This is a genomic window from Methylobacillus arboreus (assembly GCF_020532725.1).
GTDB classification, from domain to species: domain Bacteria; phylum Pseudomonadota; class Gammaproteobacteria; order Burkholderiales; family Methylophilaceae; genus Methylobacillus; species Methylobacillus arboreus.
The window spans coordinates 186540-210237 of sequence record NZ_JAJAVC010000007.1; the positions used below are offsets into that span (position 1 = coordinate 186540).

At 53.0% G+C, this 23698-nt stretch carries 18 protein-coding genes, 1 tRNA gene and 1 pseudogene; 5 read left to right on the forward strand and 15 right to left on the reverse strand.

What is annotated here, in order from left to right; genetic code table 11:
- Positions 1-303 precede the first annotated feature (303 nt).
- Complete coding sequence (locus LG198_RS10890; RefSeq protein ID WP_230343209.1) at positions 304-1407, forward strand: response regulator transcription factor; 1104 nt, start codon at positions 304-306, stop codon at positions 1405-1407.
- Here the strand turns inward: LG198_RS10890 and LG198_RS10895 are convergent.
- Both LG198_RS10895 and LG198_RS10900 read right to left on the reverse strand, forming a co-directional pair.
- Positions 1404-1739, reverse strand: a complete 336-nt coding sequence (locus LG198_RS10895; protein ID WP_230343210.1) for a YegP family protein — start codon at positions 1737-1739, stop codon at positions 1404-1406. The two genes, LG198_RS10890 and LG198_RS10895, sit on opposite strands and share 4 nt — an antisense overlap.
- 113 nt (positions 1740-1852) lie before the next feature.
- On the reverse strand, positions 1853-2401 hold the full coding sequence (locus LG198_RS10900) for a DUF262 domain-containing protein (protein ID WP_230343211.1): 549 nt from the start codon (positions 2399-2401) through the stop codon (positions 1853-1855).
- A gap of 235 nt (positions 2402-2636) precedes the next feature.
- Between LG198_RS10900 and katE the strand changes: the two genes are divergently transcribed.
- Positions 2637-4814, forward strand: coding sequence for a catalase HPII (gene katE, locus LG198_RS10905; protein WP_328485444.1), 2178 nt, complete (start codon positions 2637-2639; stop codon positions 4812-4814).
- Between the two features lie 64 nt (positions 4815-4878).
- On the opposite strand, the gene LG198_RS10910 is transcribed toward katE, so the two are convergent.
- Positions 4879-4955, reverse strand: a tRNA-Arg gene (locus tag LG198_RS10910).
- A 121-nt stretch (positions 4956-5076) separates the two neighbouring features.
- Between LG198_RS10910 and LG198_RS10915 the strand changes: the two genes are divergently transcribed.
- Both LG198_RS10915 and LG198_RS10920 read left to right on the forward strand, forming a co-directional pair.
- Positions 5077-5346 carry a hypothetical protein gene (locus LG198_RS10915; protein ID WP_230343213.1) on the forward strand — a complete coding sequence of 90 codons (270 nt, stop codon included), beginning with the start codon at positions 5077-5079 and terminating at the stop codon, positions 5344-5346.
- A 50-nt stretch (positions 5347-5396) separates the two neighbouring features.
- The gene (locus LG198_RS10920; protein ID WP_230343214.1) at positions 5397-6230 is read left to right on the forward strand and encodes a symmetrical bis(5'-nucleosyl)-tetraphosphatase; all 834 of its coding nucleotides are present in this window, start codon (positions 5397-5399) and stop codon (positions 6228-6230) included.
- Between the two features lie 25 nt (positions 6231-6255).
- Here the strand turns inward: LG198_RS10920 and LG198_RS10925 are convergent, their stop codons facing one another.
- The 8 genes from LG198_RS10925 to LG198_RS10960 form a co-directional block, all read right to left on the reverse strand.
- Complete coding sequence (locus tag LG198_RS10925; protein ID WP_230343215.1) at positions 6256-7056, reverse strand: lysophospholipid acyltransferase family protein; 801 nt, start codon at positions 7054-7056, stop codon at positions 6256-6258.
- A complete protein-coding gene (locus LG198_RS10930; protein WP_230343216.1) occupies positions 7034-7783 on the reverse strand; it encodes a GNAT family N-acetyltransferase in 750 nt (249 codons plus the stop codon). Before LG198_RS10930 ends, LG198_RS10925 begins: the two co-directional genes overlap by 23 nt.
- A gap of 131 nt (positions 7784-7914) precedes the next feature.
- On the reverse strand, positions 7915-8367 hold the full coding sequence (locus LG198_RS10935) for an outer membrane lipoprotein (protein ID WP_230343217.1): 453 nt from the start codon (positions 8365-8367) through the stop codon (positions 7915-7917).
- Positions 8368-8378: 11 nt separating this feature from the next.
- Complete coding sequence (locus LG198_RS10940) at positions 8379-9341, reverse strand: carbohydrate kinase family protein (protein WP_230343218.1); 963 nt, start codon at positions 9339-9341, stop codon at positions 8379-8381.
- Positions 9342-9466: 125 nt separating this feature from the next.
- Positions 9467-10039, reverse strand: a complete 573-nt coding sequence (locus tag LG198_RS10945) for a TetR/AcrR family transcriptional regulator (RefSeq protein WP_230343219.1) — start codon at positions 10037-10039, stop codon at positions 9467-9469.
- Positions 10040-10424: 385 nt separating this feature from the next.
- Positions 10425-11219 carry a hypothetical protein gene (locus LG198_RS10950; protein WP_230343220.1) on the reverse strand — a complete coding sequence of 265 codons (795 nt, stop codon included), beginning with the start codon at positions 11217-11219 and terminating at the stop codon, positions 10425-10427.
- 13 nt (positions 11220-11232) lie between these two features.
- Positions 11233-11646: a protoporphyrinogen oxidase HemJ gene (gene hemJ / locus LG198_RS10955; RefSeq protein WP_230343221.1), complete on the reverse strand. Its 414-nt coding sequence runs from the start codon at positions 11644-11646 to the stop codon at positions 11233-11235.
- 1 nt (position 11647) lies between these two features.
- On the reverse strand, positions 11648-12154 hold the full coding sequence (locus LG198_RS10960; protein ID WP_230343222.1) for a peroxiredoxin family protein: 507 nt from the start codon (positions 12152-12154) through the stop codon (positions 11648-11650).
- Between the two features lie 201 nt (positions 12155-12355).
- On the opposite strand from LG198_RS10960, the gene LG198_RS10965 reads away from it, so the two are divergent.
- Positions 12356-16171, forward strand: a complete 3816-nt coding sequence (locus LG198_RS10965) for a DUF3683 domain-containing protein (RefSeq protein ID WP_230343223.1) — start codon at positions 12356-12358, stop codon at positions 16169-16171.
- A gap of 56 nt (positions 16172-16227) precedes the next feature.
- Here LG198_RS10965 and LG198_RS10970 read toward each other — a convergent pair whose 3' ends face one another.
- The 4 genes and pseudogenes from LG198_RS10970 to LG198_RS10985 form a co-directional block, all read right to left on the reverse strand.
- Positions 16228-17103, reverse strand: a complete 876-nt coding sequence (locus LG198_RS10970; RefSeq protein WP_230343224.1) for a transglutaminase family protein — start codon at positions 17101-17103, stop codon at positions 16228-16230.
- A gap of 1 nt (position 17104) precedes the next feature.
- Entirely contained in the window at positions 17105-19681 is a 2577-nt protein-coding gene (locus tag LG198_RS10975) for a circularly permuted type 2 ATP-grasp protein (RefSeq protein WP_230343225.1), read from the reverse strand.
- Between the two features lie 40 nt (positions 19682-19721).
- The gene (locus LG198_RS10980) at positions 19722-23012 is read right to left on the reverse strand and encodes a transglutaminase family protein (protein WP_230343226.1); all 3291 of its coding nucleotides are present in this window, start codon (positions 23010-23012) and stop codon (positions 19722-19724) included.
- A gap of 335 nt (positions 23013-23347) precedes the next feature.
- Positions 23348-23698 (reverse strand): annotated as a pseudogene (locus LG198_RS10985) (transposase); the annotation flags it as partial.

A 23698-nucleotide genomic window follows, 5' to 3' on the forward strand; every position in this document is an offset into this window, starting at 1 on the left:
TTCCAGCATAGCTGGCTTTTTTTGTCTCTGAATTTAGATCAGCAAGTTATCTGTAAGTATCTATTTGATTTGAATTGGTTTTGGCATCCAAATTGCTTATTTACCTATTGAAAAGCCAATCTAGTGCAATCGTTGATGAAGAAACACCATGAAAATAATTAACCTATTGTTTTAATAGAAATTAAATTTATTTTTAGCAAATGCCTTGGCGGACACTCCATAGTAGGTGACCCAAGATTGTGCGGGGTTGCCCCAATTCGATGACATGGATTTCTGCCGGGATATTGCAAGGAGTGCTAAGCCATGAGCCGTAGCGTTGAGGCATTCAGTAAAGTATTGCTCAAGTTGCATGATATCGCCGAGTTTGCACCTATTGACCGCTATCAGGAGCTTGCGTTGGACGCCGTGCAGGAAATTCTGCCTTTTGATACGGCATGGTGGGGCATCATGTCGCCAAACGAAGTGAGTTTCCGCTTGCATGGTTCCCATTTGCACAATTTGCCGGATTCTTTCGTCCCCATGTGGGAGGAGCTCAAATATGATGATGCCCTGGCAAAAGCGGTAGAGGTCAAGCCTGCCCAGACCGTCTATTTCGACCAACCTGCCTTTGACGAAGCGCCTGGCCTGGCAACACTAATGGGCGAACATGCTGTCACCCAGGCTTTCTGTACTTCGCACTACCTGCCTTCGGAAAACGCTTTTGTCTTCTTGTCCTTGTACCGCGAGGATGGTTCTCCGCGGTTCAATATGAAAGAGTGCCTTATCAATAAGTATCTGATGCCCCATCTCTGCGCATTCTGGGAAAGCAATAGAATGCGCTACAGCGAGCAATACAAGGGGAAATTGAATGACGCTTCAACGTATCTGGCAATTGTCGACCGGCAATACCAGATTTTTGATGCGGATACCGCTTTTTTTGACGTCCTGCGGCTTGAATGGCCTACCCTTAACAGCACTACGCTGCCGTTGGGCTTTGTCACTAAAATAAACCGCTCTGAAAAAAGCGGGGAACTCAAGCTTTCCAAGATCATTGCTCATTACGAGTTTATTGGTGACTTTTGCATCCTGGCTATCAGAGAAAGGCAGCGAATAGACTTGCTTACCAAGCGTGAACTCATGGTTGCCAACGCCTTCTCTACCGGTGCAAGTTATAAGGAAATTGCCAGGTCGGCCAACCTTTCCCCGACCACAATTCGGTATTACCTGCGTGTCATTTACGAGAAGCTGGATGTGAACGACAAGGCGGAAATGGCGGCTATCATATGTAATACCAGCTTGTCGGCATCACAGAAAACCTGGATACAATCCTATCGGGTGAACAATATCCTGGCGAGTAATGTTCCCAGCAAGCAAGGCAATGGTAAACAAGAGCCAGGTCTATGCCTGGCTCTTGAAGAGGTGGCTTAAGTATTGTCCTTGACTGTTTCAGTTGAACCGTTTGTCTTCACGGATTCAATCCCTTTATCCCGGCTATCAGCGGAGGCATATAGCTGGCTGGTCCCAATCACTTGCCCATTGGAGGCCTTAAGGTTGAAGTAGGGCTTGCCGTTGGACGCCGTCAGTTTTTCGTAGCGTGCATCATTGGGGCTATTGGTCCTCACTGACTCTATGCCGTTCTCGGCAGATGCTTTAGCTACATATTGCTCGCTTGTCAGGATAACCTCGGCATTCCCAGCTTTTAGAACAAAGCTGTATTGACCGTTCTTGTCGCTCTTTTTGATTTCAAACCATCCAGCCATTCTATCCTCCTTGAACACAGAAAAAGTTTTAAATGAACTACTTACCACGATTCAGTATATTACACCTACACCATTGATAAAGTGTGGCTGTCATATTGCTAAAAACCTGGTATTCAAACTTTATGCTGTGAGGGGACGCCATGAGTTGCATTTTGCTCTAGCTTTCCATAATTCAGGTGCTTATATATGGCATGCAAGTGCTGTAAATCATTTGAATACTGCAACTCGAAACAAGGGAAAGGGGAATGATAAAACCGTCTCTCTCTTGTCAGCTGGTCAAGGTCGTCATGGTGCACTCCATTAAAAATACTGAATTTGTTTTCCGTGAAATCACGAATTGCAGTAATCCTGTTCATGCCATCCAGTAACCATCCCGTCATTGGCTTCACTCCACTTGTTCGCCATTGTGGTGCGTGGATCACGTAATACCCAATGGGAACCCCCAGGAAAATGTTTTCTATGAACCGTGCTTGCCGATCCCGGTTCCAGTCGGTTTCCTGGCTCCAGGGCGGAAGAACAAAGTTCACCAGTGTTTTTTCACTATCCAGGCAGGGGTGTTGGGGAGAGATTGCGAAGATGTGCTCAATGGGGTGATCGTGTGGCACACCATGCAACAAGCGATCCGGGAGCAATGGAGATTTGTGGTGTGGAACATCGGTCATAGTAGTCTTCCCTTTCTTGCTTATATGCCTGGTATCAATGCGTTATTTTAATTTCGGATAATTTCAAGCACCAATAGTTCCTATTGGCTACTGTTAATTGTTCCAACCGCAAGCGGCATTAACTACATGCTTATTAACTACTAAACCGAAATTAAGAGCATTGAGCGCCTCCTTATATTCTCCTACAGAATATTTGTCCATATCCCTACACCACTTTTAAATATATAACCCTACAGTGAACGTAATGCCACCAAACAAAATAAGGGTATACGTCATGAAGAACGATACGGAGAAAGAAAAAAGCCAGTTAGCAGGCACAGCGGCTTTAGACAAGAAAAACACCAGTCCTAAGACGCGCGATCTTGAGCAATACAAATCAGATGCGACTGGCCAGGCGTTAAGAACAAACCAGGGCGTCAAGATTGCGGATAACAAGAATTCCCTCCGGATTGGCGCACGCGGCCCATCCTTACTCGAGGATTTCATCCTCAGGGAAAAAATAACCCATTTCGACCACGAGCGCATCCCGGAAAGAATTGTACATGCACGAGGAGTCGGCGCTCATGGTTACTTTGAATCCTATGCCGATCACTCCTCGCTTACTAAAGCGGGATTCCTGAGCGAAAAAGGCAAGCAGACCCCGATTTTCGTGAGGTTTTCAACAGTTCAAGGCCCCAGGGGTTCTGCCGACACAGTGCGTGACGTGCGTGGTTTTGCCCTGAAGTTTTATACGGACGAAGGCAACTTTGACTTGGTGGGAAACGACATCCCGGTATTTTTCATACAAGATGCCATCAAGTTTCCCGACTTCGTCCATGCGGTCAAACCCGAACCCCATAATGAAATCCCGACCGGCGCCAGTGCCCACGACACCTTCTGGGATTTCGTCTCGCTGCAACCAGAATCAGCGCATGCGGTTATTTGGGCAATGTCGGACCGTGGCATCCCTAAAAGCTTACGCACCATACAGGGGTTCGGCGTTCATACTTTCAGGCTCATCAATGCTGAAGGAGTTTCAAAGTTCGTCAAGTTCATCTGGACCCCGAAGCAAGGCGTGCTTTCATTGGTTTGGGACGAGGCGCAAAAGATCGCCGGCAAGGACCCCGATTTCCATCGGCGGGATTTGAGCGAATCCATCGAGCTTGGCAATTATCCGGAGTGGGAATTCGGCGTGCAGATTATCGATGAGAAAGACGAGCACAACTTCGACTTCGACATCCTTGACCCCACCAAGATCATCCCTGAGGAACTGGTCCCTATCACGCCATTGGGCAAATTGGTATTGAACCGTAATCCGGATAATTTCTTTGCTGAAACAGAGCAAATCGCTTTTTGTCCCGGCCACATTGTCCCGGGCTTGGACTTCAGTAACGACCCGCTGCTGCAAGGACGGCTATTCTCCTATACCGATACGCAATTGAGCAGGTTGGGAGGCCCCAACTTTCATGAAATCCCGATCAACAAACCGGTGTGCCCTTTCCACAATAACCAGAGGGACGCGTCGCATAGGACGACTATCAATAAAGGACAAGCCTCTTACGAGCCGAACTCAATCGACGGAGGATGGCCGCAAGAAACGCCGCCAGCGGCAAAAGACGGAGGTTTTGAAAGCTACTACGAACGCATCGACGCCCACAAAGTCAGGGAAAGGTCGGAGTCGTTCAAAGACCATTTCTCCCAACCCAGGCTTTTTTATCACAGCTTGAGCGCGCCGGAGCAAAGCCATGTGGCAGACGCTTACAGCTTCGAGCTCGGCAAGGTGAAAAGGAAATATATCCGGGAAAGAGTCGTGAATGAGATTCTCTCCAATATAGACCTGGATCTGGCCAGTACCGTTGCGCAGAAATTAGGCATTCCCCCTCCCAAAGGGCCCAGCATCAAAGTGCCTGAGTTTAAATTCAAGCAGTCTCCGGCATTGAGCCAACTGAAACAGCCCCCCAATGACCTGAAAGGCAAGAAAATTGCAGCTTTGGTGTTTGATGGCGTTTCCAGTAAAGCCATTCAACCCATCATTGCCTGGGCGGATAAGCACAACATTACGTTACAACTTCTCGGGCCGTCCTCTGCGCCAATTAAAACCAGCGACGGAAAATCAATAGAAGTAGACGGGTCGATCAAAGGAGAGCCTTCGATTCTATTTGATGCGGTAGTGGTTCCGGACATCCCAGCAGATCACTCAGGATTGTTGAGCAATGGGGAAGCGGTGCATTTCATCCTCGAGACATTCAAGCATTTAAAACCGGTGGTATTGACAGGAAATGACGCCAGCCTGACGGAGGCGCTCAATTTGAATGCAGATGAAGGCCTGTTGCAAGCTAAAGATTTCAGTTCAGTACAGGACCGTTTCGCGGAAGCCTTGCTTGCCCATCGTGTATGGGACAGGGAGAAGAGGATTGATCACATCCCTGTGTAGCGAATTTGATTAAATAATACTGAAAAGGCCTGTTTCCTTTTGGAAATAGGCCTTTTTATAACTATGGTGCGCCCGACAGGAGTCGAACCTGTGACCTTTGGCTTCGGAAACCAACACTCTATCCAACTGAGCTACGGGCGCATCTAGAGCAGGGACGGATTATAGCAAATGAATAAATGCTTGTCCTTGCTATAACCTTTTCTCCGTCACGGGTTATTGAGTATAATCGTCAAAATTTCCCTGTATCAAGGATGTGGTTGGTATGAGCGCGCACGAGTACGATTTCCCAAAAACAACGAAAACACAATTTATTCTGGCTACTTTAGGTGCGTTGTTCGCGCCGCTGTTGGTACTCTTTTTGGTGGCGCGTTTGTTTCTTGGGATCCAGGCCAGCCATATTGATGATCCTGATGTGCCGCAGAAGCCTCCTGCGGAGGCAGCCAAGCCTGCTGATGCCGGTGCCAGTGATGATGAAAATGCCGCCGATGAGCCTGCTGCAGACGCCCAGGCGGATAATGAAGAGAACGAGTAAACGCTTCTCTTGCGCGTTTCCAAGATTCTTTAATTTCAAATAGCAGCCCCATGGCCACATATGCAATAGGCGACATTCAGGGCTGTTACCACTCTTTTCTCTCCTTGCTGGATGCCATCCAGTTTGATCCTGCGAACGATAAGCTCTGGCTGGTTGGCGACCTGATCAATCGCGGTTCAGGCTCTTTGGAAACGCTACGCTGGGCCAAGGCCCATGAGGCTAGCCTTGTCATGGTGCTGGGTAATCATGACCTGCACGCGCTTGCGGTGGCCGAAGGTTATGTCCGGGCGCATCGTAGTGATACCTTGCAGCCTATTTTTGATGCGCCGGACCGCAAAGAGTTGCTGGAATGGTTGCGCTTCCGTCCCATGGTGCATGCGGATGGTGGGCTGGTTATGGTGCATGCGGGTTTGCTGCCGCAATGGGATGGCGGGCAGGCGCTGGAGCTGGGGCAGGAGGTGGAGAAGGCATTGCGTGGTGATCAATACCAGGATTTCCTGGCGCATATGTATGGTAATTATCCATTGCGCTGGAATGCTTCATTGCAGGGTATGGACCGCTTGCGCATGATTACCAATGCCATGACCCGTTTGCGCGTATGTACGCCAGAGGGGGATATGGATTTCCAGTTCAAGGGAGCATTGGCAGATATGCCTGCCGGCACCTTGCCTTGGTTTGATGTGCCATCGCGCCGCTCGGCTGATGCGACGGTAATTTTTGGACATTGGTCTGCCCTTGGCCTGCAGCAACGCGATAATCTCTATGCCCTGGATACAGGGTGTTTGTGGGGTGGCAAGTTGACGGCATTGCGCCTGGAGGATCGCAAGACCTTCCAGGTGCCATGCCATCCTGCCGATGGCCCGCGCCATCTCAAGGCTGGCTGACCGTTTTTGGGCGCATGCCGAGTTGTTAATCCAGGTCCAGCCTGGCGGCAATGGATTGCCTCGCCATCAGGCATAACCCGCGCCTTTCATGTCCTGCACTGGCAATCGGTGCTGCGAAATCCAATTCCACTACCGGGTTTTGTTGTGCCAGTACTCTGCGTAATGATTGCCACAGCGTTGTCTCACCATGGTAGGCCATTGCAATATTGGCGCTGCCTTTTGTATTGGGATAGCGGATCGAGAATGGACGTATTTCCGTATTCGTATCAATGACTGCCTGCATGAGGCTGCCCTTGAATGGCCTCAACTCCGTGCCATCTGTCGTCGTGCCTTCAGGGAAATAACACAGGCAGTCACCAGCAAGGATGCTTTCTGCTGCCGTTTCCACCATGCGGCTGGCATCTTGTCGTTTGTCGCGTTCAATGAACAAGGTATTGGCTTGTGCCACCAACCAGCCGATGACTGGCCATGCACGGATGTCTGACTTGGCGATAAAGCGGACGGTGCGGATGCTGTTAAGGGCATGAATGTCCAGCCAGGAGATATGGTTGGCAACGAACATGGTGCCGCGCACATCCTCGTCTGGCGTATGGCCTTTGGCCAACACCCGGATATTGAGAATATTAAGAAACTGCCTGCTCCAGCGGCGGATGATACGTTCGCGCTGCAATGTATTGACGCTGGGTAAAATGGTGGCCGCTACGGCTGCGCCATAGAGTGTGTGCAGTCCAAGACGCGTCAGACGAAAAAGTTGTATGGCTAAGGGCGTCTTTTTGTCAGGCAAGCAGGTATTGGCAGACAGCTTATTTGAAAAAGTGAGCTGCATAACGTTTGTTGAGTCTCGACAATGGTAGCATAACCAGCATATCCGCGGTGTTGAAGTCAGGGTCCCAGGCGGGTGCGCCGCAAATATAGGCACCCAGCCGCAGGTAGCCTTTGATCAATGGCGGGCAACTCACTTCCAGGTCATGGCGTAGCGCCTCCAGCGGCAATGGGCAGTTGGGGAATACGCGGTATTCGGCTGGCGAGAGGTGGTCTTTGTGCAGTTGGTGATACAGGCTGGCGGCCATATGGCCACCATCTGCCATGCCGATGCTGCCGCAACCGATCATGTATTCGTAGCGGTGCACTTTCATGTAGTTGGCTAGCCCAGCCCATAGCAAGGTAATGGTGCCGCCCATGCGGTAATCCTTGTGAACGCAGGCACGGCCAACTTCTACCATGCTGGGGGCGAGATGACGAAGCCGTGATAAATCGAATTCTCCCGCTGAATAATAGCCGCCAGCTTCATTTGCCATGGCTGGACTCAGGATACGGTAGGTGCCGACTACTTCGCCAGTTTCATGGTTGCGTACCAGTAGGTGGTCGCAAAATGCATCGAAACCATCTTGATCCAGGCCATTATTACTGGAAAGATTGGCGCCCATTTCTTCTGCAAATACCTGGTAGCGCAAGCGTTGAGCTTCGGCAATTTCTGATGTGTTGCGGGCAAGGCTGACATATAACTGACTGGCACCCGCCTTGGTGCCGAGGGAAGACTGCCGGTCAAGCATGGGGCTTTCCTGACTGTTTAGATAGCCCACACTCTAAAAGTGCCAGATGACGGAAAAGTTAAAAGAAGTTTAAGCTTTTGTGAAAATGCCAGGCAGAGCCCGGCATTGCATGAAGGTAAATTGAGGAAAGCTTAGTGAGTGACGCGTGTCACGCCGCCACTTTCCACGAGACGAACCTGGTCGCCCGGGCTGAATTGCGTATCGGCTTCCTGTACCACGGCGATCAGGCTGCCGCTTTCAAGTTTGACAGTAATTTCCAGGCCATCCTTGCGAGTGACGCCTTCTTCAGCAGCAGCACCGGCAAGGCCACCGACCAAGGCGCCCAGTACCGTGGCAATGGCTTGTCCCTTACCGCCGCCAACCGAACTGCCGGCAATACCGCCTACGACTGCGCCAGCGCCACCACCAATCGGGGTCTTGGTACCCTCAAGCTTGACATTACGCACACTCTCTACCACACCCAGGCGCACGGTTTGCGTTTTGCGTGCCTCATCCCGGCTGTATACATCGCCGGATTTTGAGCCCATGCAACCGCTGAGGGTGAGTAAGATGCTAGCTGCTGCCACCAATGTAGTAATGCGCATATTTATGCTCCTTAAGCATTTGCCTCTTCAGTATGTTGTGACAATGTCTCATTAACCAGCACTTGGCTATAAATATGCTGGATTTCCTCGCGTGTAACCTTGTGGTTTTGCGCACCGCGGCTGGCAATCTTGATGGAACCCATCACGGATGCCAGGCGGCCAGATACTGTCCAATCCCAACCTTGCGAAATGCCATACAGCAAACCGGCGCGGTATGCATCGCCACAGCCGGTGGGGTCTAGTATTTCCTCTGCTTCCACAGGAGGGATTTCATACAATTGTCCATCGGCATAAATCGTGGAACCTTGAGCGCCCTTGGTCACAATGAGTGCTTTTACCTTTTCCGCGATCTGTTCCAGTGTAAGACCAGTCATCTCCTGCAATAGTTGCGCTTCGTAGTCATTGACTGCGACATAAGTAGCCAGTTCGATGAAAAACAGCAGTTCCTCGCCGTTGAACATCGGCAAACCCTGGCCCGGGTCAAACATGAAAGGGATACCTTTCTCGTGACATTCCCTTGCATGCTGAAACATGCCTTCACGGCCATCCGGCGCGATGATGGCAAGACCGATATCCTGGGCATCATGCACACTATTCTGGTGACATTCGCTCATGGCGCCAGGGTGAAAAGCAGTGATCTGGTTATCGTCTTGGTCGGTGGTGATGTATGCCTGGGGCGTGAAGGTGCCGGGAATTTGCTTGATATGGGTGGTTTCAAGCTGATGCTGGTTCAGCCATTCGGTATAGCCTGCAAAGTCGTCGCCTACCGTGGCCATGATCACGGGTTCGCCTGCCAGCAGCTTGAGGTTATAGGCGATATTGCCGGCCGTGCCGCCAAACTCGCGGCGCATTTCCGGTACCAGGAAGCATATATTCAGCATGTGGATTTTGTCTGGCAGGATATGGTTCCTGAACTTGTCGCCAAACACCATGATGGTGTCAAATGCCATGGAGCCACAAATTAATATACGCATGTCTAACCCTATTGCAATCGTGTGTAAATCGGCATTATCTAGGGCCTGCCTGCCTACTGCAAGCATGAAAAAGCCCGCAGTATCATGTGCGGGCTTTTTGCTGAGAGCTTAAGGTCTGCCCAGGATCAGGCGGCCTGCTTCTCAAGAGAGTTTTCAATTAGGATCTTGGCTGCCTTTTTTGCATACTTGACTGCGCCGGAACCGCGTTTGATCTGCTCTGCCTGGATCGCGCCTTCAATCAGGATGGAAAGCTGCAATGCCAGGCTGTCCGGGTCGCGAGCGCCGGCATCGGCGGCGAGTTCAGCCAAAAACTGGCGAAACTGGCGGGATTGCTCTGCGGAAAGGCGGTGTACCGGGTTTTCCTCATTGGGGAATTCTGCGGAAGCCTTGAGGAAGGCCATGCCGCGGAATTCAGGCGCAGTGACCCATTCCTCAATGAAATCAAATAATTTCTGCAGGCGTTCGGAAGGTTTCCTAGTGTTCTTGTTAAGGCTCTGGCTCAGCCAGTCGGTAAAGTCGGAATGGCCTTTCTGCAGCACTTCCAGAATCAGGTCTTCCTTGCTGCGGAAATACTTGTATAGCGTCATCTTGGTAGTGCCAGCTACCGCAACAATGGTATCGACCCCGGTGGAGTTGATACCACGCGTCTGGAAAAGATCAGACGCAACATGGAGTATTTTTTCCCGTAGCACGGACATAGTGTGGTTCCTTATTGGAGGTACGTTTCCGTAGCAATTTTTATATACTAACCAGTATATACATATTCATGCCAGAACAGGTGAATATCAGACTAACAATCTGCTATTTCCAATTAATGTCCGAGTATAAGTCCTGCCTATGAATCCTGCTTGGCTTAAGTGTAAACAAAGTGTTACAAAAGTATAAAAAAGTGTAAATCTGGGATGGCTGCAAATGTAGGAAGAAACAAGCCTGCTGTTTACAGGAAGGTATGTATGCACGAGCTTTTATCTTTGGTATCGGGCAGGCTGTTTGCCGTAGTGGGAGGCCAGTCTGCATAAGTACCGCTGAAAAAACAAAAAAGCCGGAATTCCGGCTTTTTTGTTTTCTTATATTGAGGCAATTTTAGGATCGTTGTACCGGTTTTTTCACGGTAACTGCAGGAACCGTGAGCTTTGCCTTGATGTAAGCCTGCTCGGATTCAGACAGCATGGTGAGCGGTTTGTACTCGCAACTGACTTTCTTTAGCAACTGGGTTGCCAGGTGGATTTCTTCCGCATGGCTGGAAAGATTGCCAGCCACAATATTGCTTAAGAATACGCCACGCTCGGATTCGCCCAGCATCAATGCCTGGGGAAAGTGGCATGTACCTTGGCGCATACGCTCAAGCGCACTATAAAGCTCGGCAACATGGTGAGGGCTTGCCGGATTTTCCTGGGCGACCATATTCCACAGCTGATGGCTGGAGGATGATTTATGGATGGGTGGCGCGTCCCGCAAGATGTACCACGACAGAAATATGGTGATGCCAAGCAGGCTGATGAAGCTTGCGCTCATGCCGAAATCCTGCAGTTTGCGCCAGCTGCCGTCGCACTGGGCATGGATTAAGGCATCAGTGGCTGTGCGTGCGTGCCGCACGGCTTGGCTCCCAGGCTGCTGTAGCTCTTGTTTCAAGGCGTTTTCCAGCATGATGACAATCTGCTGGGCAAGCACTTCGGGGAGTTGCGCGCCGCTGGCCTTGGCTTGCTTGCTGAGAAAGCGCCTCAGGCTGGTTTTGTGCTGATGTAGCTCTTGCTCAAGTTCTCGCAGGGAACGAGCGGGCATAAGCATCAAGTCGAAAATCTTCAATAAGCGCAATTGCGGCTTGTTTTTGTCTGCCTTCAGGGATTGCATCAGCCATGAGTGGTTTCGATTGAACATAGTCAGATCCTGGCTAGAAAGGTTTGACGACCACCAATATGATTACTGCGATCAAAATAACCACCGGCAATTCGTTTAGCCAGCGGTAATAAACGTGACCGTGGCGGTTGCGATCATGTTTGAAGTCGAACAATAGTTTGCCGCAATAGATGTGGTAGGCGATCAGCAAAGCCACCAGCGTCAGCTTGGCATGCAGCCATGCGCCGGAAATGCCGTAGCCATGCCACAACCATAGGCCGAAAATAATGGTGAATATTGCTCCAGGCGTCATGATGCCAAAGAATAACTTGCGTTCCATGATCTTGAAGCGCTCGCTGCCTGCGTTGTCCTGCGTCTGCGCATGATAGACAAACAGGCGCGGCAGGTAGAACAGCCCTGCGAACCAGGTTACCATGAAGACGATATGCCAAGCCTTGATCCAGAGCATCTCAGCTTACCCTTCCTAGTTGTTTGTCGAGCAATTGGCGCAAGGAGGTGAAGTCCAGCTCGCCAATGAGCTTCTGGATGATGCGGCCCTGCTTGTCGATGATGAATGAGGTGGGCGTGACGCGCACCTCATTGAATTGCTGAGCCGCTTCACCGTTGCTGTCATGGCTGACCGGGAAGGGCAGGGCGTTGTTCTGTGAGTAGTTGATTACCTGCTGAATGCCATCATACGACATGGCGACTGCAATGACTTCAAACCCTTTGTCTTTATATTGTTGGTAAGTCTGTATCAGCCCCGGCATTTCTGCGATGCAGCCCGGGCAGTCTGTCGCCCAGAAATTGACCAACACCAGCTTGCCCTGCAATGAGGACAAGGGGATGGTTTTGCCTTCCAGTGTCACGAAATTGATGTCGGGAGCTTGTGGCTTTTGCGTCAGGGAAAAACCAAGAAAGGCCAGCAAGCCAATGATGGCAAGCGGAATCAATACTTTGCGTAGTTTTTGCGACATGGTGTAGACAGCCAATCCGACATCTATATATCCGTATTGTCATTGTGGTGCTTTTTGCGCGCTTTGTCATCAGGATTACATGGGATTGTGCAGTTTCAGTAACAATTCTCATTCTCTTGAAAGCCGCGCCAGCACTGCATCTGAGCTTATTTTTGCTGCTATCTCCATGATATAATTGTGCCTTTAGCCGCGATTATCAGCATGACTGCCCGCTTACGCGAAATCCCCTACAACTACACCTCCTTTTCTGACCGTGAAATTGTCATCCGCTTTCTTGGCGAGGAGGTCTGGCATGTGCTCAATGAGCTGCGATCAGAGCGCAAGACTGGCCGCTCTGCGCGCATGTTGTTCGAGGTGCTGGGAGATTTGTGGGTAGTATCGCGCAACCCCTATTTGCAGGATGACCTGCTTGCCAACAAGAAGCGGCGCAAGGCGCTGATTGATGCGCTGGCTCACCGTATCAAGGCTATTGATGAGCGAAGCGCGGGCAACGCCAAGGTGCTCAAGCTGGTGGTGGCCGCACGCAAGGCGGTAGATGCGTTCGCGCAGGAGTTTCGTGACATCGAAATTTTGCGCAAGCAGGCATTGGGCAAGCTCTCACGCCATACGCGCAAGGACAACATCCGCTTTGACGGCTTGTCGCGCGTGTCTCATGTGACCGATGCCACCGATTGGCGCGTGGAATATCCATTCGTGGTTCTTACACCAGATAGCGAAGAAGAAATTGCCGCGCTGGTGCGCGTCTGCATCGAGCTCGGCCTGACGATCATTCCTCGTGGCGGCGGTACTGGCTATACCGGCGGCGCGGTGCCGCTCACCAAGCTTTCTGCTGTCATCAATACCGAGAAGCTGGATCAATATTCAGCGGTGAACTATACCCAGCTACCGGGGCTGGCAGAAAAAGTACCCGTGATTCATTGCGGGGCTGGTGTTGTGACGCGTCGCGTGATGGAGGCTGCAAGCAGTGCCGGGCTGGAATTTGCAGTTGACCCGACGTCTGCCGATGCCTCATGCATCGGCGGCAATGTCGCCATGAACGCTGGCGGCAAGAAGGCCGTGCTTTGGGGTACAGCGCTTGATAACCTGGCTTCCTGGCGCATGGTGACGCCGGATGCGCAATGGCTGTTCATCGAGCGCCTGGATCATAACCTGGGCAAGATTCATGACGTGGATGTAGCGCGTTTCCGCATTACGCGCTATGAGGAAGATGGCAAAACAGTGGCCGGCGAGCCCGCGTTGCTGGAAATCCCCGGCCCGAGCTTCCGCACCGTCGGCTTGGGCAAGGATGTCACAGATAAATTCCTCTCCGGCTTGCCCGGCATCCAGAAGGAAGGTTGCGACGGCCTGATCACTTCGGCTACGTTCATCCTGCACCGCATGCCCAAGCATGTGCGCACCGTGTGCCTGGAGTTCTTCGGCCATGTGGCGCTAGCCGTGCCTTCCATTGTCGAGGTCAAGGATTACCTGGACACGCATCCGAATACTATATTGGCTGGACTGGAACACCTGGACGAGCGCTACCTGCGCGCGGTGGGTTATGCCACCAAGGCCAACCGCAGCGAGCGGCCCAAAATGGTGCTGATTGCCGATATTGCGAGTGACGACGAGGTAGGGGTGGGCGAGGCGGCTTCGCAGGTAGTGCGCCTTGCCAATGCGCGCGGTGGGGAGGGCTTCATTGCCGTGTCGAGCGATGCGCGCAAGAAATTCTGGCTGGACCGTGCGCGTACTGCGGCAATTGCCAAGCATACCAATGCGTTCAAGATCAACGAGGATGTGGTGATCCCGCTGCCGCGCCTGGGTGATTACTCAGATGGTATTGAGCGCATCAACATTGAGCTTTCCATCAAGAACAAACTCAAGCTGCTGAATGAGCTGGAAACCTTCATGCAGGGCGATTTGCCATTGTTCGAAGATGATGAGACGCAGACCGATCCTGAAATGCTGGTGAACAAACGTCAGATGGCGTTGGAGTTGTTTGCCGCGACGCGGCAGCATTGGCAAACGGTGCTGGATAACCTGGATGGCGCGATTTCGCTGCTTGGGCCGGATTTCAACGATCTTGCCGTGGAAAACATCTTCCGTGCTGTACAGGAGCACCAAGTGCGCATCTCCTGGAAGCAGGATATCAAGAAGGAACTGCATCGCATCTTTACCGGACGCGAGTACAGCCGCATTCTCGAGCGTTGCGACGAGATACACAAGCAAGTCCTGAAAGGCCGCGTCTTTGTCGCCCTGCACATGCACGCGGGTGATGGCAACGTGCATACCAATATCCCGGTCAATTCCGATGACTATGAAATGATGCAGACGGCGCACGAAGCCGTGGCGCGCATCATGAAGCTGGCTACAGGCCTTGGTGGCGTCATCTCGGGCGAGCATGGCATAGGCATTACCAAGATGGAGTTCCTGGACGAGAAAACCGTGTCTAGCTTTGCTGAGTACAAGGCCAAGGTCGACCCTGAAGGACGCTTCAACAAGGGCAAGCTCATGGCGGGCTCCGGGCTGCATTCGGCCTATACGCCGTCCTTTGGTTTGCTGGAGCAGGAATCCATCATCATGGAGCAGTCTGCTATCGGCGATATTGCCGACTCCATTAGCGACTGCCTACGCTGCGGCAAGTGCAAGCCGGTGTGCACAACTCATGTCCCGCGTGCCAACTTGCTTTACAGTCCGCGCAACAAGATCCTGGGTACTTCGCTGCTGATTGAGGCTTTCCTCTACGAGGAGCAGACCCGGCGCGGTATTTCGCTCAAGCATTTCGACGAGTTTAATGATGTATCCGACCATTGCACGGTATGTCATCGTTGCGAGAAGCCGTGCCCGGTCGATATCGACTTCGGCGATGTCTCGATTGCCATGCGTAACTTCCTGCGTGAACAGGGTAAAAAGCATTTCAACCCTGGCACGACTGTGGCGATGACCTTCCTCAACATCAAGGACCCAGCCACGATACGTGCCATGCGCAGCACCATGGTAGGTTTTGGTTACAAGGCGCAGCGCTTGGGACACAGCCTGTTCAAGAAGCTTGGCTTGTTGAACGGCAGCAAGAAGAACCCACCCCAGACACTGGGCAAGCCCGAGATCAAGGCCCAGGTCATCCATTTCCTCAACCGTCCCATGCCAAAAGCCATGCCGACCAAAACGTCGCGTGCCTTGCTGGGGATTGAGGATGACACCATCGTGCCGGTAATTCGCAACCCTCAGAAGACCAGCGAAGACTCGGATGCCGTATTCTATTTCCCAGGTTGCGGCTCTGAACGTTTATTCTCTACCGTGGGGCTTGCAACCCAGGCCATGCTCTACGAAGCCGGTGCGATTACCGTATTGCCACCGGGCTATTTATGTTGCGGCTATCCGCAGACCTCTAGCGGCAACCACGATAAAGGGCAACAGATCACGGCTGACAACCGTGTGCAATTCCATCGCGTTGCCAATACCTTGAATTACCTTGATATCAAGACCGTGATCGTCTCCTGCGGCACCTGCATGGATCAATTGCAAAAATACGAGTTCGAACGCATCTTCCCAGGCGCGCGCCTGCTGGACATCCATGAGTACCTGATGGAAAAGAACTTCAAGATAGAAGGCATTACCGGCACACGCTACATGTACCACGACCCCTGCCACAGCCCGATGAAAACCTATGCGCCGATGAAAGTGACACAGTCCCTGGTCGGCGAGAATGAAGTTGCGCTCAACGACCGCTGCTGCGGCGAATCCGGCACCTTCGCCGTCGCGCGTCCCGATATCGCCACCCAGGTAAAAATGCGCAAGCAGGAAGAGCTGGAAAAGGGCATGGCGAAAATGGGCCTCACCCCAGGCAAGCCCGAGCAGGATGTAAAGATTCTTACCTCTTGTCCCTCCTGCCTGCAGGGCTTATCGCGTTATGGTGAGGATACCGGTATTGAAGCGGATTACATTGTTGTGGAAATGGCGAAGCACCTATTGGGCAAAGACTGGATGCAGGACTATGTGCACAAGGCCAACAACGGCGGCATAGAGAAAGTGTTGTTGTAACTGGCTATAAGGGCGTATGTAATAAAAAGCCAGTATCTTGAACTGCTGGCTTTTTATTACGCCTTAGGCTCTACAGCTACACTGACATCCAGTGAGTGTGCTCCTCCCCCCAGCACTACACCGCGTATCGGCGATACGTCGCTGAAGTCTCTTCCCCATGCTACGGTAATGTGTTCATGTTGCACCAGGCAATTGTTGGTGGGGTCAAAGTCCACCCAGCCGTAGATGGGGCTGTATATCGATACCCAGGCATGGGAAGCATCGGAGCCGATGAGTTTTGGCTCGCCTTCGGGTGGCTTGGTCAGGATATAGCCGCTGATGTAACGGCAGGCCAGGCCGATGCTGCGCAGGCAACCGATCATGAGATGGGCGAAATCCTGGCAGACGCCGCGCTTGTTCGCCAGCACTTGCGATAACGGCGTGCCGACGTCAGTGGCATTGGGGTCGAACTCGAACTCGTTGAAGATGCGTTGAGTGAGGTCGAAGGCGGCTGGGATGAGTTGTTGGCCTGGAGTGAAGCTTTGCTTTGCATAGGCAGCCAAGGCATCGCTGCATGCAACGTGGGGTGAAGGGAAGAGGTAGGCGTGGGCTTCGGCGTTCTTGGCATATTCCAGTTTCAGTTCATCCCGCACGGATTCCCATGGCCGGCTATGCTGCATCGTGTCCAGCGTCAGTCGCGGCAGTAGTTCCACCTCGGTATAGGAGCTGACTTTCAACTCCTGGTGCGGTGTCTGGATCGAGAAGTAGTCGGTGATGTTGCCGAAATAATCCTGGTTCTGCTGCCGTTCCTCAGGCAATGGATCAATCATCAGTTGGTGTGACTGGCATTGCTGAAAAATAAAGCTGCGCGGCGTCAGGTGCAGGAGCTGCTGCGATAGCGTGACGTTGAAGTCATATTGATAGTGAGTGATGTGGGAAACCTGGAATCGCATGTTAAAAGTGCAGGGGTTCCTGCTGGATATTGGTTTTTTGTAAGTGCTCCTGCAATGTGCCGGAATAGCTGAAGAAGCGGTGGCTCAAGGCGTCTGACAGGGTAACGCTGGCTTCGAAGGTGTTGTTCAACCAGGCTATCAGTTCTGAATTGCCAGGGGATAAGTGCGTGTCAGGGTCCAGTGTGCGCAATGTGGATAGCTGCTCGATGAAGGGGCCTTCGCCCCCACTGCCATAGGTGGTGGAGATCTGGGAGAGGTACTTGATCAGTCCCTTGAGCTGGAAGGTCATGGAGTTGGGATTGTTCTCATCCAGCAGCAGCAAGTCCAGTGCGGGTAGCCATTCGGCCTGGGCAGCATAACGGGAACGATAGGTGACGATGCTGTCGCATAGCTCCAGCAGCCATTCCAGGTTGCTTTCTGGTGGCATAATCAAGGCATTACGCAGCAATGTGCAGAGCAATTGCAGGCGTTCGATGCGGCGGCCGATGGAAAGGAAGCGCCAGCCCTGGTCGCGCGTCATGCCATCGAGGGCGAACCCGGCCAGCGTGACCAGCGAGGTCGAGGTTTCATCCAGCAGCAGGATGGCATCTGCCAGTGTGGGCGATGGCAAGGCAAGGCCGAAGCGTTTGACCATCTGGTTGATGCTGCGCCAGTTATCGCTGGACAAGCGTTCCCGCAAATTGAAGGCCAGCGTGAAGAATTGCTGCATGTGGTTGGCGAGGCTGGGCTGTCCTTGATCTATGGAGAAAATGCCGGAAATCAGCAATGCTTCGATGGATTCATCGTTGAGTTCAGGGGCATCCTGATGGTCTTCCGGCTTTTCCATGGCCATGAGTCCATACCAGGTGCAGAGCGCCTGGATCGTCGGCCATTCTGTGCTGCGTTGCGTGCTGGAGAATTCCAGCAGGCGGCGGATGGCGGTACGTAGCAGCCGGGTGTAATGATGATTGCGTACGCTGTAGCGGCCAAACCAGAACAGGTTTTCCACCATCCGGCTCGACAGGTGGATATTGCTGTGGATGAGGTCCTGGCTGGAGGTGGATTTACGCAGCAGGCTTCTGTAGTCATTGTCAGCGGGCGAGATGATCCAGGTATCCTTGCTGGTACCGCCCCGCTGCATGCTGAGGACGCGTTCGTCCTGCGTGCTGCCGACCCGCGTGAGCCCGCCCGGCATGACGACATAGCCTTGTGGCGTGGCGCAGGCATAAACGCGTAGGCCAATCGCCGAGGCCTTGAGGGAGGCTGGCTCGCTGTCACTCCATACCGGGGCCTGGGAAATTTCCACTTGCTCCTGAGCCACGTAGTTCTGCGGATTGTTGCGCAGCTTTTGTTCAAGTTCTGCGCGTTGCGTGGGCGACAGGTCGTCGCCAAAGATGGGCACTTCGCGGATTTGCGGGAACGCAGGCTTGATTACCAGGTTTTCCAGGTTGCTGATGACGGTTTCCAGTGCCTGTGGTTCACCACACCACCAGGTGGCGACGGAAGGCATGAGCAATGATTGTCCCAGCAGGTGTTGGCAGAGGTTGGGCAGGAAGCCAAGCAATGCTCCTGTTTGCAGCAGGTTGGAACCCAGGCTGTTGGCAATCAGCACATTGCCACGGCGTGCGGCATCATTGAGGCCGGGCACACCCAGCAGTGAGTCCGGGTTCAGTTCCAGTGGGTCGCAAAAGTCATCATCGAGGCGCCTGAGGATGGCATGTACCGGCCTCAGGCCAGAGAGTGTTTTCATCCAGACAATACCGTTACGTACTGTGAGATCGCTACCTTGTACCAGCGGAAAGCCCAGGTAGCCCGCAAGATAGGATTGCTCATGGTAGGTTTCATTATAAGGGCCGGGGGTGAGCAGTACGATCAGGGGATGTTCACCATCCCCCAATGGATTGATTTGCGGGTTGTTGGCTGATTGGTTTGTCGCAACCTGGTGTCCCCAATAGGCTAGGCTGTCACGCATGCTGGAGAAGAAACCGCCAAGCCGTTGCACGTTGAGGTCACGGAACAGTTCAGGAAAAGCGCTGGAGATGATCACGCGGTTTTCAAGTGCATACCCTGCACCGGATGGTGCCTGGGTGCGGTCGCCTACCACCCACCATTGCCCATCGGGCGAGCGTGCCATATCGACGGCATACATATGTAGGGCATAGTCATCGGGTAGGCGTATGCCATGGCATGGCCGCAGGAAACCGGCGTGGCCATGCACCAGGGCAGGGGGCAGCAGGCCATCCTGCATGAGTTGCTGCGGGCCATAGATATCGTTGAGGATGGCGTTCATGAGCGTGGCGCGCTGGATGACGGCAGACTCAATGGTTTGCCATTCTTCCTGCGGCAGGATGAACGGCAGGATATCCAGTCCCCATGGGCGTTGCAATCCCTTGGTATCCGCATAGACGTTATACGTTACGCCATTTTCACGTACCTGGTGGCGGATGGCCTCCACACGCTGGCACATCTGTTCGGGAGACAATTCTTCCAATGTCTCGATCAGCGCCTGCCAGTGCAACCTGGGTGTGCCAGTGGGCTGCATCAACTCATCGTGGCGGTGCTGCTGCGATGGATATGTCTGCAAGATTGGATGCAACATGGGGTGCGTGTTGTCGGATGGCGAGGGGGTGTTTTCGATATTAACCATCTTGCCATCGCAGGTCTAGGGTAAACGGGAAGCTGGGATTGCGCGATTCGTCAGGGATTGCCATCTTGCCGGGCGTGTGGCCATGATCCCAGAATCGTGCAAACCGGCGGGCTTCTGCCTCCAGCGCATTCACGGGGAAGGTAGAGTAATTGCGGCCACCTGGGTGGGCCACATGATAGGTGCAGCCCCCAATTGCGCGACTAGTCCAGGTATCCACCAGGTCGAACACCAATGGGGTATGCGGCTTGATGGTGGGATGCAGGGCAGACCACGGATCCCAGGCGCGAAAGCGCACGCCAGCAACATATTCCCCGGCTTGCCCTGTGGGTTGCAGCGGCAAGGGGCGGCCATTGCAGGTGACAATGTGGCGTGACTCAGTCAGGTTGCGCACGCGCAACTGCATGCGCTCCACAGATGAATCCACATAGCGCGCGGTGCCGACGCCACTCATTTCCTCGCCCAGCACGTGCCATGGCTCAATTGCCTGCCGCAATTCCAGTTCGACCCCTTCATAGGCCACTGTGCCATAGCGCGGGAAACGGAACTCGATGAACGGGTCAAACCAGTGACGCTCAAAGGCATAGCCCGCGCGGCGCAGGTCCTGCACTACATCGGCAATATCTTGCGCGATGAAATGCGGCAGCATCCAGCGGTCATGCAACTCGGTGCCCCAATGGACCAGCTTGCCCTCATAAGGGGTTTTCCAGAAACGTGCGACTAGGGCGCGCAGCAGCAATGCCTGTAACAGGCTCATGCGGGCATGGGGCGGCATCTCGAAAGCACGGAACTCCACAATCCCCAAGCGGCCAGTCGGCCCATCGGGGGAATAGAGCTTGTCGATGGAGAATTCTGCACGGTGTGTATTGCCTGTGAGGTCTACTAGCAGGTTGCGCAGCAATCGGTCTACCAGCCAGGGGCGGTTACTCTCCTTGGCGTCCGGCAGCGCCTTGTCCATCTGCTGAAAGGCAATGGTTAGCTCGTAGAGGTTGTCATCACGGGCCTCATCCACCCGCGGTGATTGGCTGGTGGGGCCAATGAATGTGCCTGAAAACAAGTAGGAGAGCGCAGGGTGGTTTTGCCAATAGATGATCAGGCTTTTCAAGACATCCGGACGGCGCAGCATGGGGCTGTCAGCCGGTGTTGCGCCTCCAAGCGTGACATGATTGCCGCCGCCGGTGCCGGTGTGTCGGCCATCCAGCATGAACTTCTCTGTGCCCAGCCTGGTCTGGCGGGCTTCTTCATACAGTGTGGTGATCGTGTGGCTGAGCGCTTCCCAGGAGTCGGCTGGCTGGATATTCACCTCGATCACACCTGGGTCCGGCGTCACGCTGAGCATATTGATGCGTGCATCCCTGGGCGGGATATAGCCTTCCAGCCATAGCTTCAATTTGAGTTTGGCTGCCGTTGCCTCGACAGCGCTTACGAGTGCGAGATAATCCTCAAGCCGGGTCACGGGTGGCATGAATACATGCAGCCTGCCATTGCGGACCTGAACGCATAAGGCGGTGTGGATTACTTCCCGGGGCTTAGGGCTGTCCAGCCGGGATTTGCCCGGCTTCCTCGAAGCAGGCTGCTCAGCCAGGCTACCTGTCTCGGCGAACGGGTCAATTGGGAATTCCGGCTCCATGTCCTCCGGCAGCACCCATGGCAGCGAAGCCAGTGGCAGGCGCAGCCCCATGGGCGAATCACCCGCCAGCAGGTATAAATGTTCGCGCCGCAACGGCCATTTGCTGGTGATCCATTGCGTGTCGGATTTCTCTATTGGTTCCGGCTTGAGCGGAATGACATAACCGATAACTTCGCCCAAACCGGTTTCCAGCAGTTTGGCGAGCTTTCGGCGCTCTGCACTATCCTTGAGGCTGGCCTTGAGCGGGTCGATATTGTCCGGCAGGCTTTGCTCCAACAATACCTGTTGCATCACATCCTCATAGGCCGGTATCACGCATGCCGCTGGCAACCCGAGATACTTCACCAGCATATGGCTGAAAGTTGCTGCTTCTGCTGTCATGTAGCTTTCAGGATGTTGCTCGTCGGAAAACAGCGAGGCATCCTTCCAGACCGGCTTTCCGTCCAACCGCCAGAATATGTTGAGCGCCCAGCGTGGCAGGGATTCGCCTGGGTACCATTTGCCTTGCCCGTAATGCAGCATGCCGCCATCGGCAAACTTGTCCTTGAGTCGGGTCGCGAGCTTGCCTGCCAACTCACGCTTCTTGTCGCCCAGTGCCTGCGTATTCCATTCCGCGCCATCCATATCATCGACGGAGACAAACGTTGGCTCGCCACCCTGGGTCAGGCGTACATCATGTTGTTCCAGGTAGGCATCCAACTGGTGTCCCAGCGCATCTATCCTCTGCCAGTCTTCCTCGCTATAAGGCTTGGTTACACGAGGGTCTTCATGAATACGGGTGATCTTCATCTCATGCACGAACGCGACTTCGCAAACATCGGTGAAGCCGGTGACAGGGGCTGCTGAGGAGGGCATGGCCGTGCACGCGAGCGGAATATGCCCTTCACCTGCCAAAAGGCCTGATGTCGGATCCAGGCCGATCCAGCCCGCGCCAGGAACATAAACCTCAGTCCAGGCATGCAGATCGGTAAAGTCTACTTCTGTACCACTGGGGCCATCCAGGGCCTTGATATCTGGAGTGAGCTGGATAAGATACCCTGAGACAAAACGAGCGGCGAGCCCTAGCTGGCGTAATATCTGCACCAGCAACCAAGCACTGTCGCGGCAGGAACCTGTACGCTTCGTCAGCGTCTCTTCCGGGGACTGCACACCATGCTCCATGCGTACGTTATAGCCAATATCAGCCTGCAGGCGCTGATTCAGGGCCACCAAAAAGTGAGTAGTGTTGAACGCCTGTGATAATAATGCTTCTTTTGCAGATTCAATCCACTCCAGCAGGAGTACGCATGCTGGTTCCGGCTTCAGGTAAGGGCTTAATTCATACTCCAGCTGCTCCGTGTAACGGAAAGGAAACTGCTCGGCATATTTCTCCACAAAAAAATCAAACGGATTGATGACAGTCATATCTGCCACAAGATCGACCGTAAATGCCAGCTCGCGCACCTTTTCAGGGAATACATAACGCGCAATGTAATTGCCGTAAGGGTCCTGCTGCCAGTTGATGAAGTGCTTTTCCGGCGTGACCGACAGAGAGTAGGAAAAAATCGGCGTACGCGCGTGAGCAGCAGGTTTCAATCGGACTTCATGCGGGGAAAGATTGACCGGGCGATCGAATTTATAACTGGTCTTATGATGCAGAGCTACGCGAATCGCCATAACGAGAAGAGCCTTAATCCATGAACTGATGAAGTGACTCTAGCACAATCGATACCAGCTTGAATGGAAGGTGAAGCCAGAAGGCTACGGCGGGTGAATATTGATGGAATGCACGTGGCAGACAAAGGCAGAGTTCATGGGATGGATCTGGCCAGATTAAGCAAGTTGCTTAATGAAGAATTTGCCATAACGTGTAGTAGTTTCGATTTGAACTGACAGAAGGCCTTGCCAAAGGGTGGGGTTGCCCGGTTTGATAGAGGTGCGAATCTTTATCAACCAAGCGCGAAAGCGCAAAGAGTATTAATAGGACAGACCGCTAGGAGACAGACCACGATTTATGTAATAGGATTATTCTTAACGGGCCTACCAACTTCACCCCGTAATACTCGTCTCTTCAATGCCTCTGAAATCTGATCTGCAAAGCTCGTGTCTCCTAACACATAATTACCATTAGTGGCTTGTCGTATTTCATCCACCAGCTTTGGATCAAGTTCATACCGGAATAGCTCTCGATAGGCCGCTTGCCTTGCTTCATCATCTAGCCCCAAGCTTTTATATATAGCATGTGATGAAACCAACTGACTAGACTCACCTTGTGCATTAGTGCGATAGCTACTCCATCTATAGTCCGCAGGGTGCTCTACCATATTCGCTCGTACCGGGTTAAGTTCTATGTAACGCTGGCA

What these genes read in the sequence shown, in the direction of transcription:
- LG198_RS10890 (WP_230343209.1), top strand. Translation starts at nt 304, where the DNA reads ATGAGCCGTAGCGTTGAGGCATTCAGTAAAGTATTGCTCAAGTTGCAT.
- LG198_RS10895 (WP_230343210.1), bottom strand. Translation starts at nt 1,739, where the DNA reads ATGGCTGGATGGTTTGAAATCAAAAAGAGCGACAAGAACGGTCAATAC.
- LG198_RS10900 (WP_230343211.1), bottom strand. Translation starts at nt 2,401, where the DNA reads ATGACCGATGTTCCACACCACAAATCTCCATTGCTCCCGGATCGCTTG.
- LG198_RS10915 (WP_230343213.1), top strand. Translation starts at nt 5,077, where the DNA reads ATGAGCGCGCACGAGTACGATTTCCCAAAAACAACGAAAACACAATTT.
- LG198_RS10920 (WP_230343214.1), top strand. Translation starts at nt 5,397, where the DNA reads ATGGCCACATATGCAATAGGCGACATTCAGGGCTGTTACCACTCTTTT.
- LG198_RS10925 (WP_230343215.1), bottom strand. Translation starts at nt 7,056, where the DNA reads ATGCAGCTCACTTTTTCAAATAAGCTGTCTGCCAATACCTGCTTGCCT.
- LG198_RS10930 (WP_230343216.1), bottom strand. Translation starts at nt 7,783, where the DNA reads ATGCTTGACCGGCAGTCTTCCCTCGGCACCAAGGCGGGTGCCAGTCAG.
- LG198_RS10935 (WP_230343217.1), bottom strand. Translation starts at nt 8,367, where the DNA reads ATGCGCATTACTACATTGGTGGCAGCAGCTAGCATCTTACTCACCCTC.
- LG198_RS10940 (WP_230343218.1), bottom strand. Translation starts at nt 9,341, where the DNA reads ATGCGTATATTAATTTGTGGCTCCATGGCATTTGACACCATCATGGTG.
- LG198_RS10945 (WP_230343219.1), bottom strand. Translation starts at nt 10,039, where the DNA reads ATGTCCGTGCTACGGGAAAAAATACTCCATGTTGCGTCTGATCTTTTC.
- LG198_RS10950 (WP_230343220.1), bottom strand. Translation starts at nt 11,219, where the DNA reads ATGTTCAATCGAAACCACTCATGGCTGATGCAATCCCTGAAGGCAGAC.
- hemJ (WP_230343221.1), bottom strand. Translation starts at nt 11,646, where the DNA reads ATGCTCTGGATCAAGGCTTGGCATATCGTCTTCATGGTAACCTGGTTC.
- LG198_RS10960 (WP_230343222.1), bottom strand. Translation starts at nt 12,154, where the DNA reads ATGTCGCAAAAACTACGCAAAGTATTGATTCCGCTTGCCATCATTGGC.
- LG198_RS10965 (WP_230343223.1), top strand. Translation starts at nt 12,356, where the DNA reads ATGACTGCCCGCTTACGCGAAATCCCCTACAACTACACCTCCTTTTCT.
- LG198_RS10970 (WP_230343224.1), bottom strand. Translation starts at nt 17,103, where the DNA reads ATGCGATTCCAGGTTTCCCACATCACTCACTATCAATATGACTTCAAC.
- LG198_RS10975 (WP_230343225.1), bottom strand. Translation starts at nt 19,681, where the DNA reads ATGTTGCATCCAATCTTGCAGACATATCCATCGCAGCAGCACCGCCAC.
- LG198_RS10980 (WP_230343226.1), bottom strand. Translation starts at nt 23,012, where the DNA reads ATGGCGATTCGCGTAGCTCTGCATCATAAGACCAGTTATAAATTCGAT.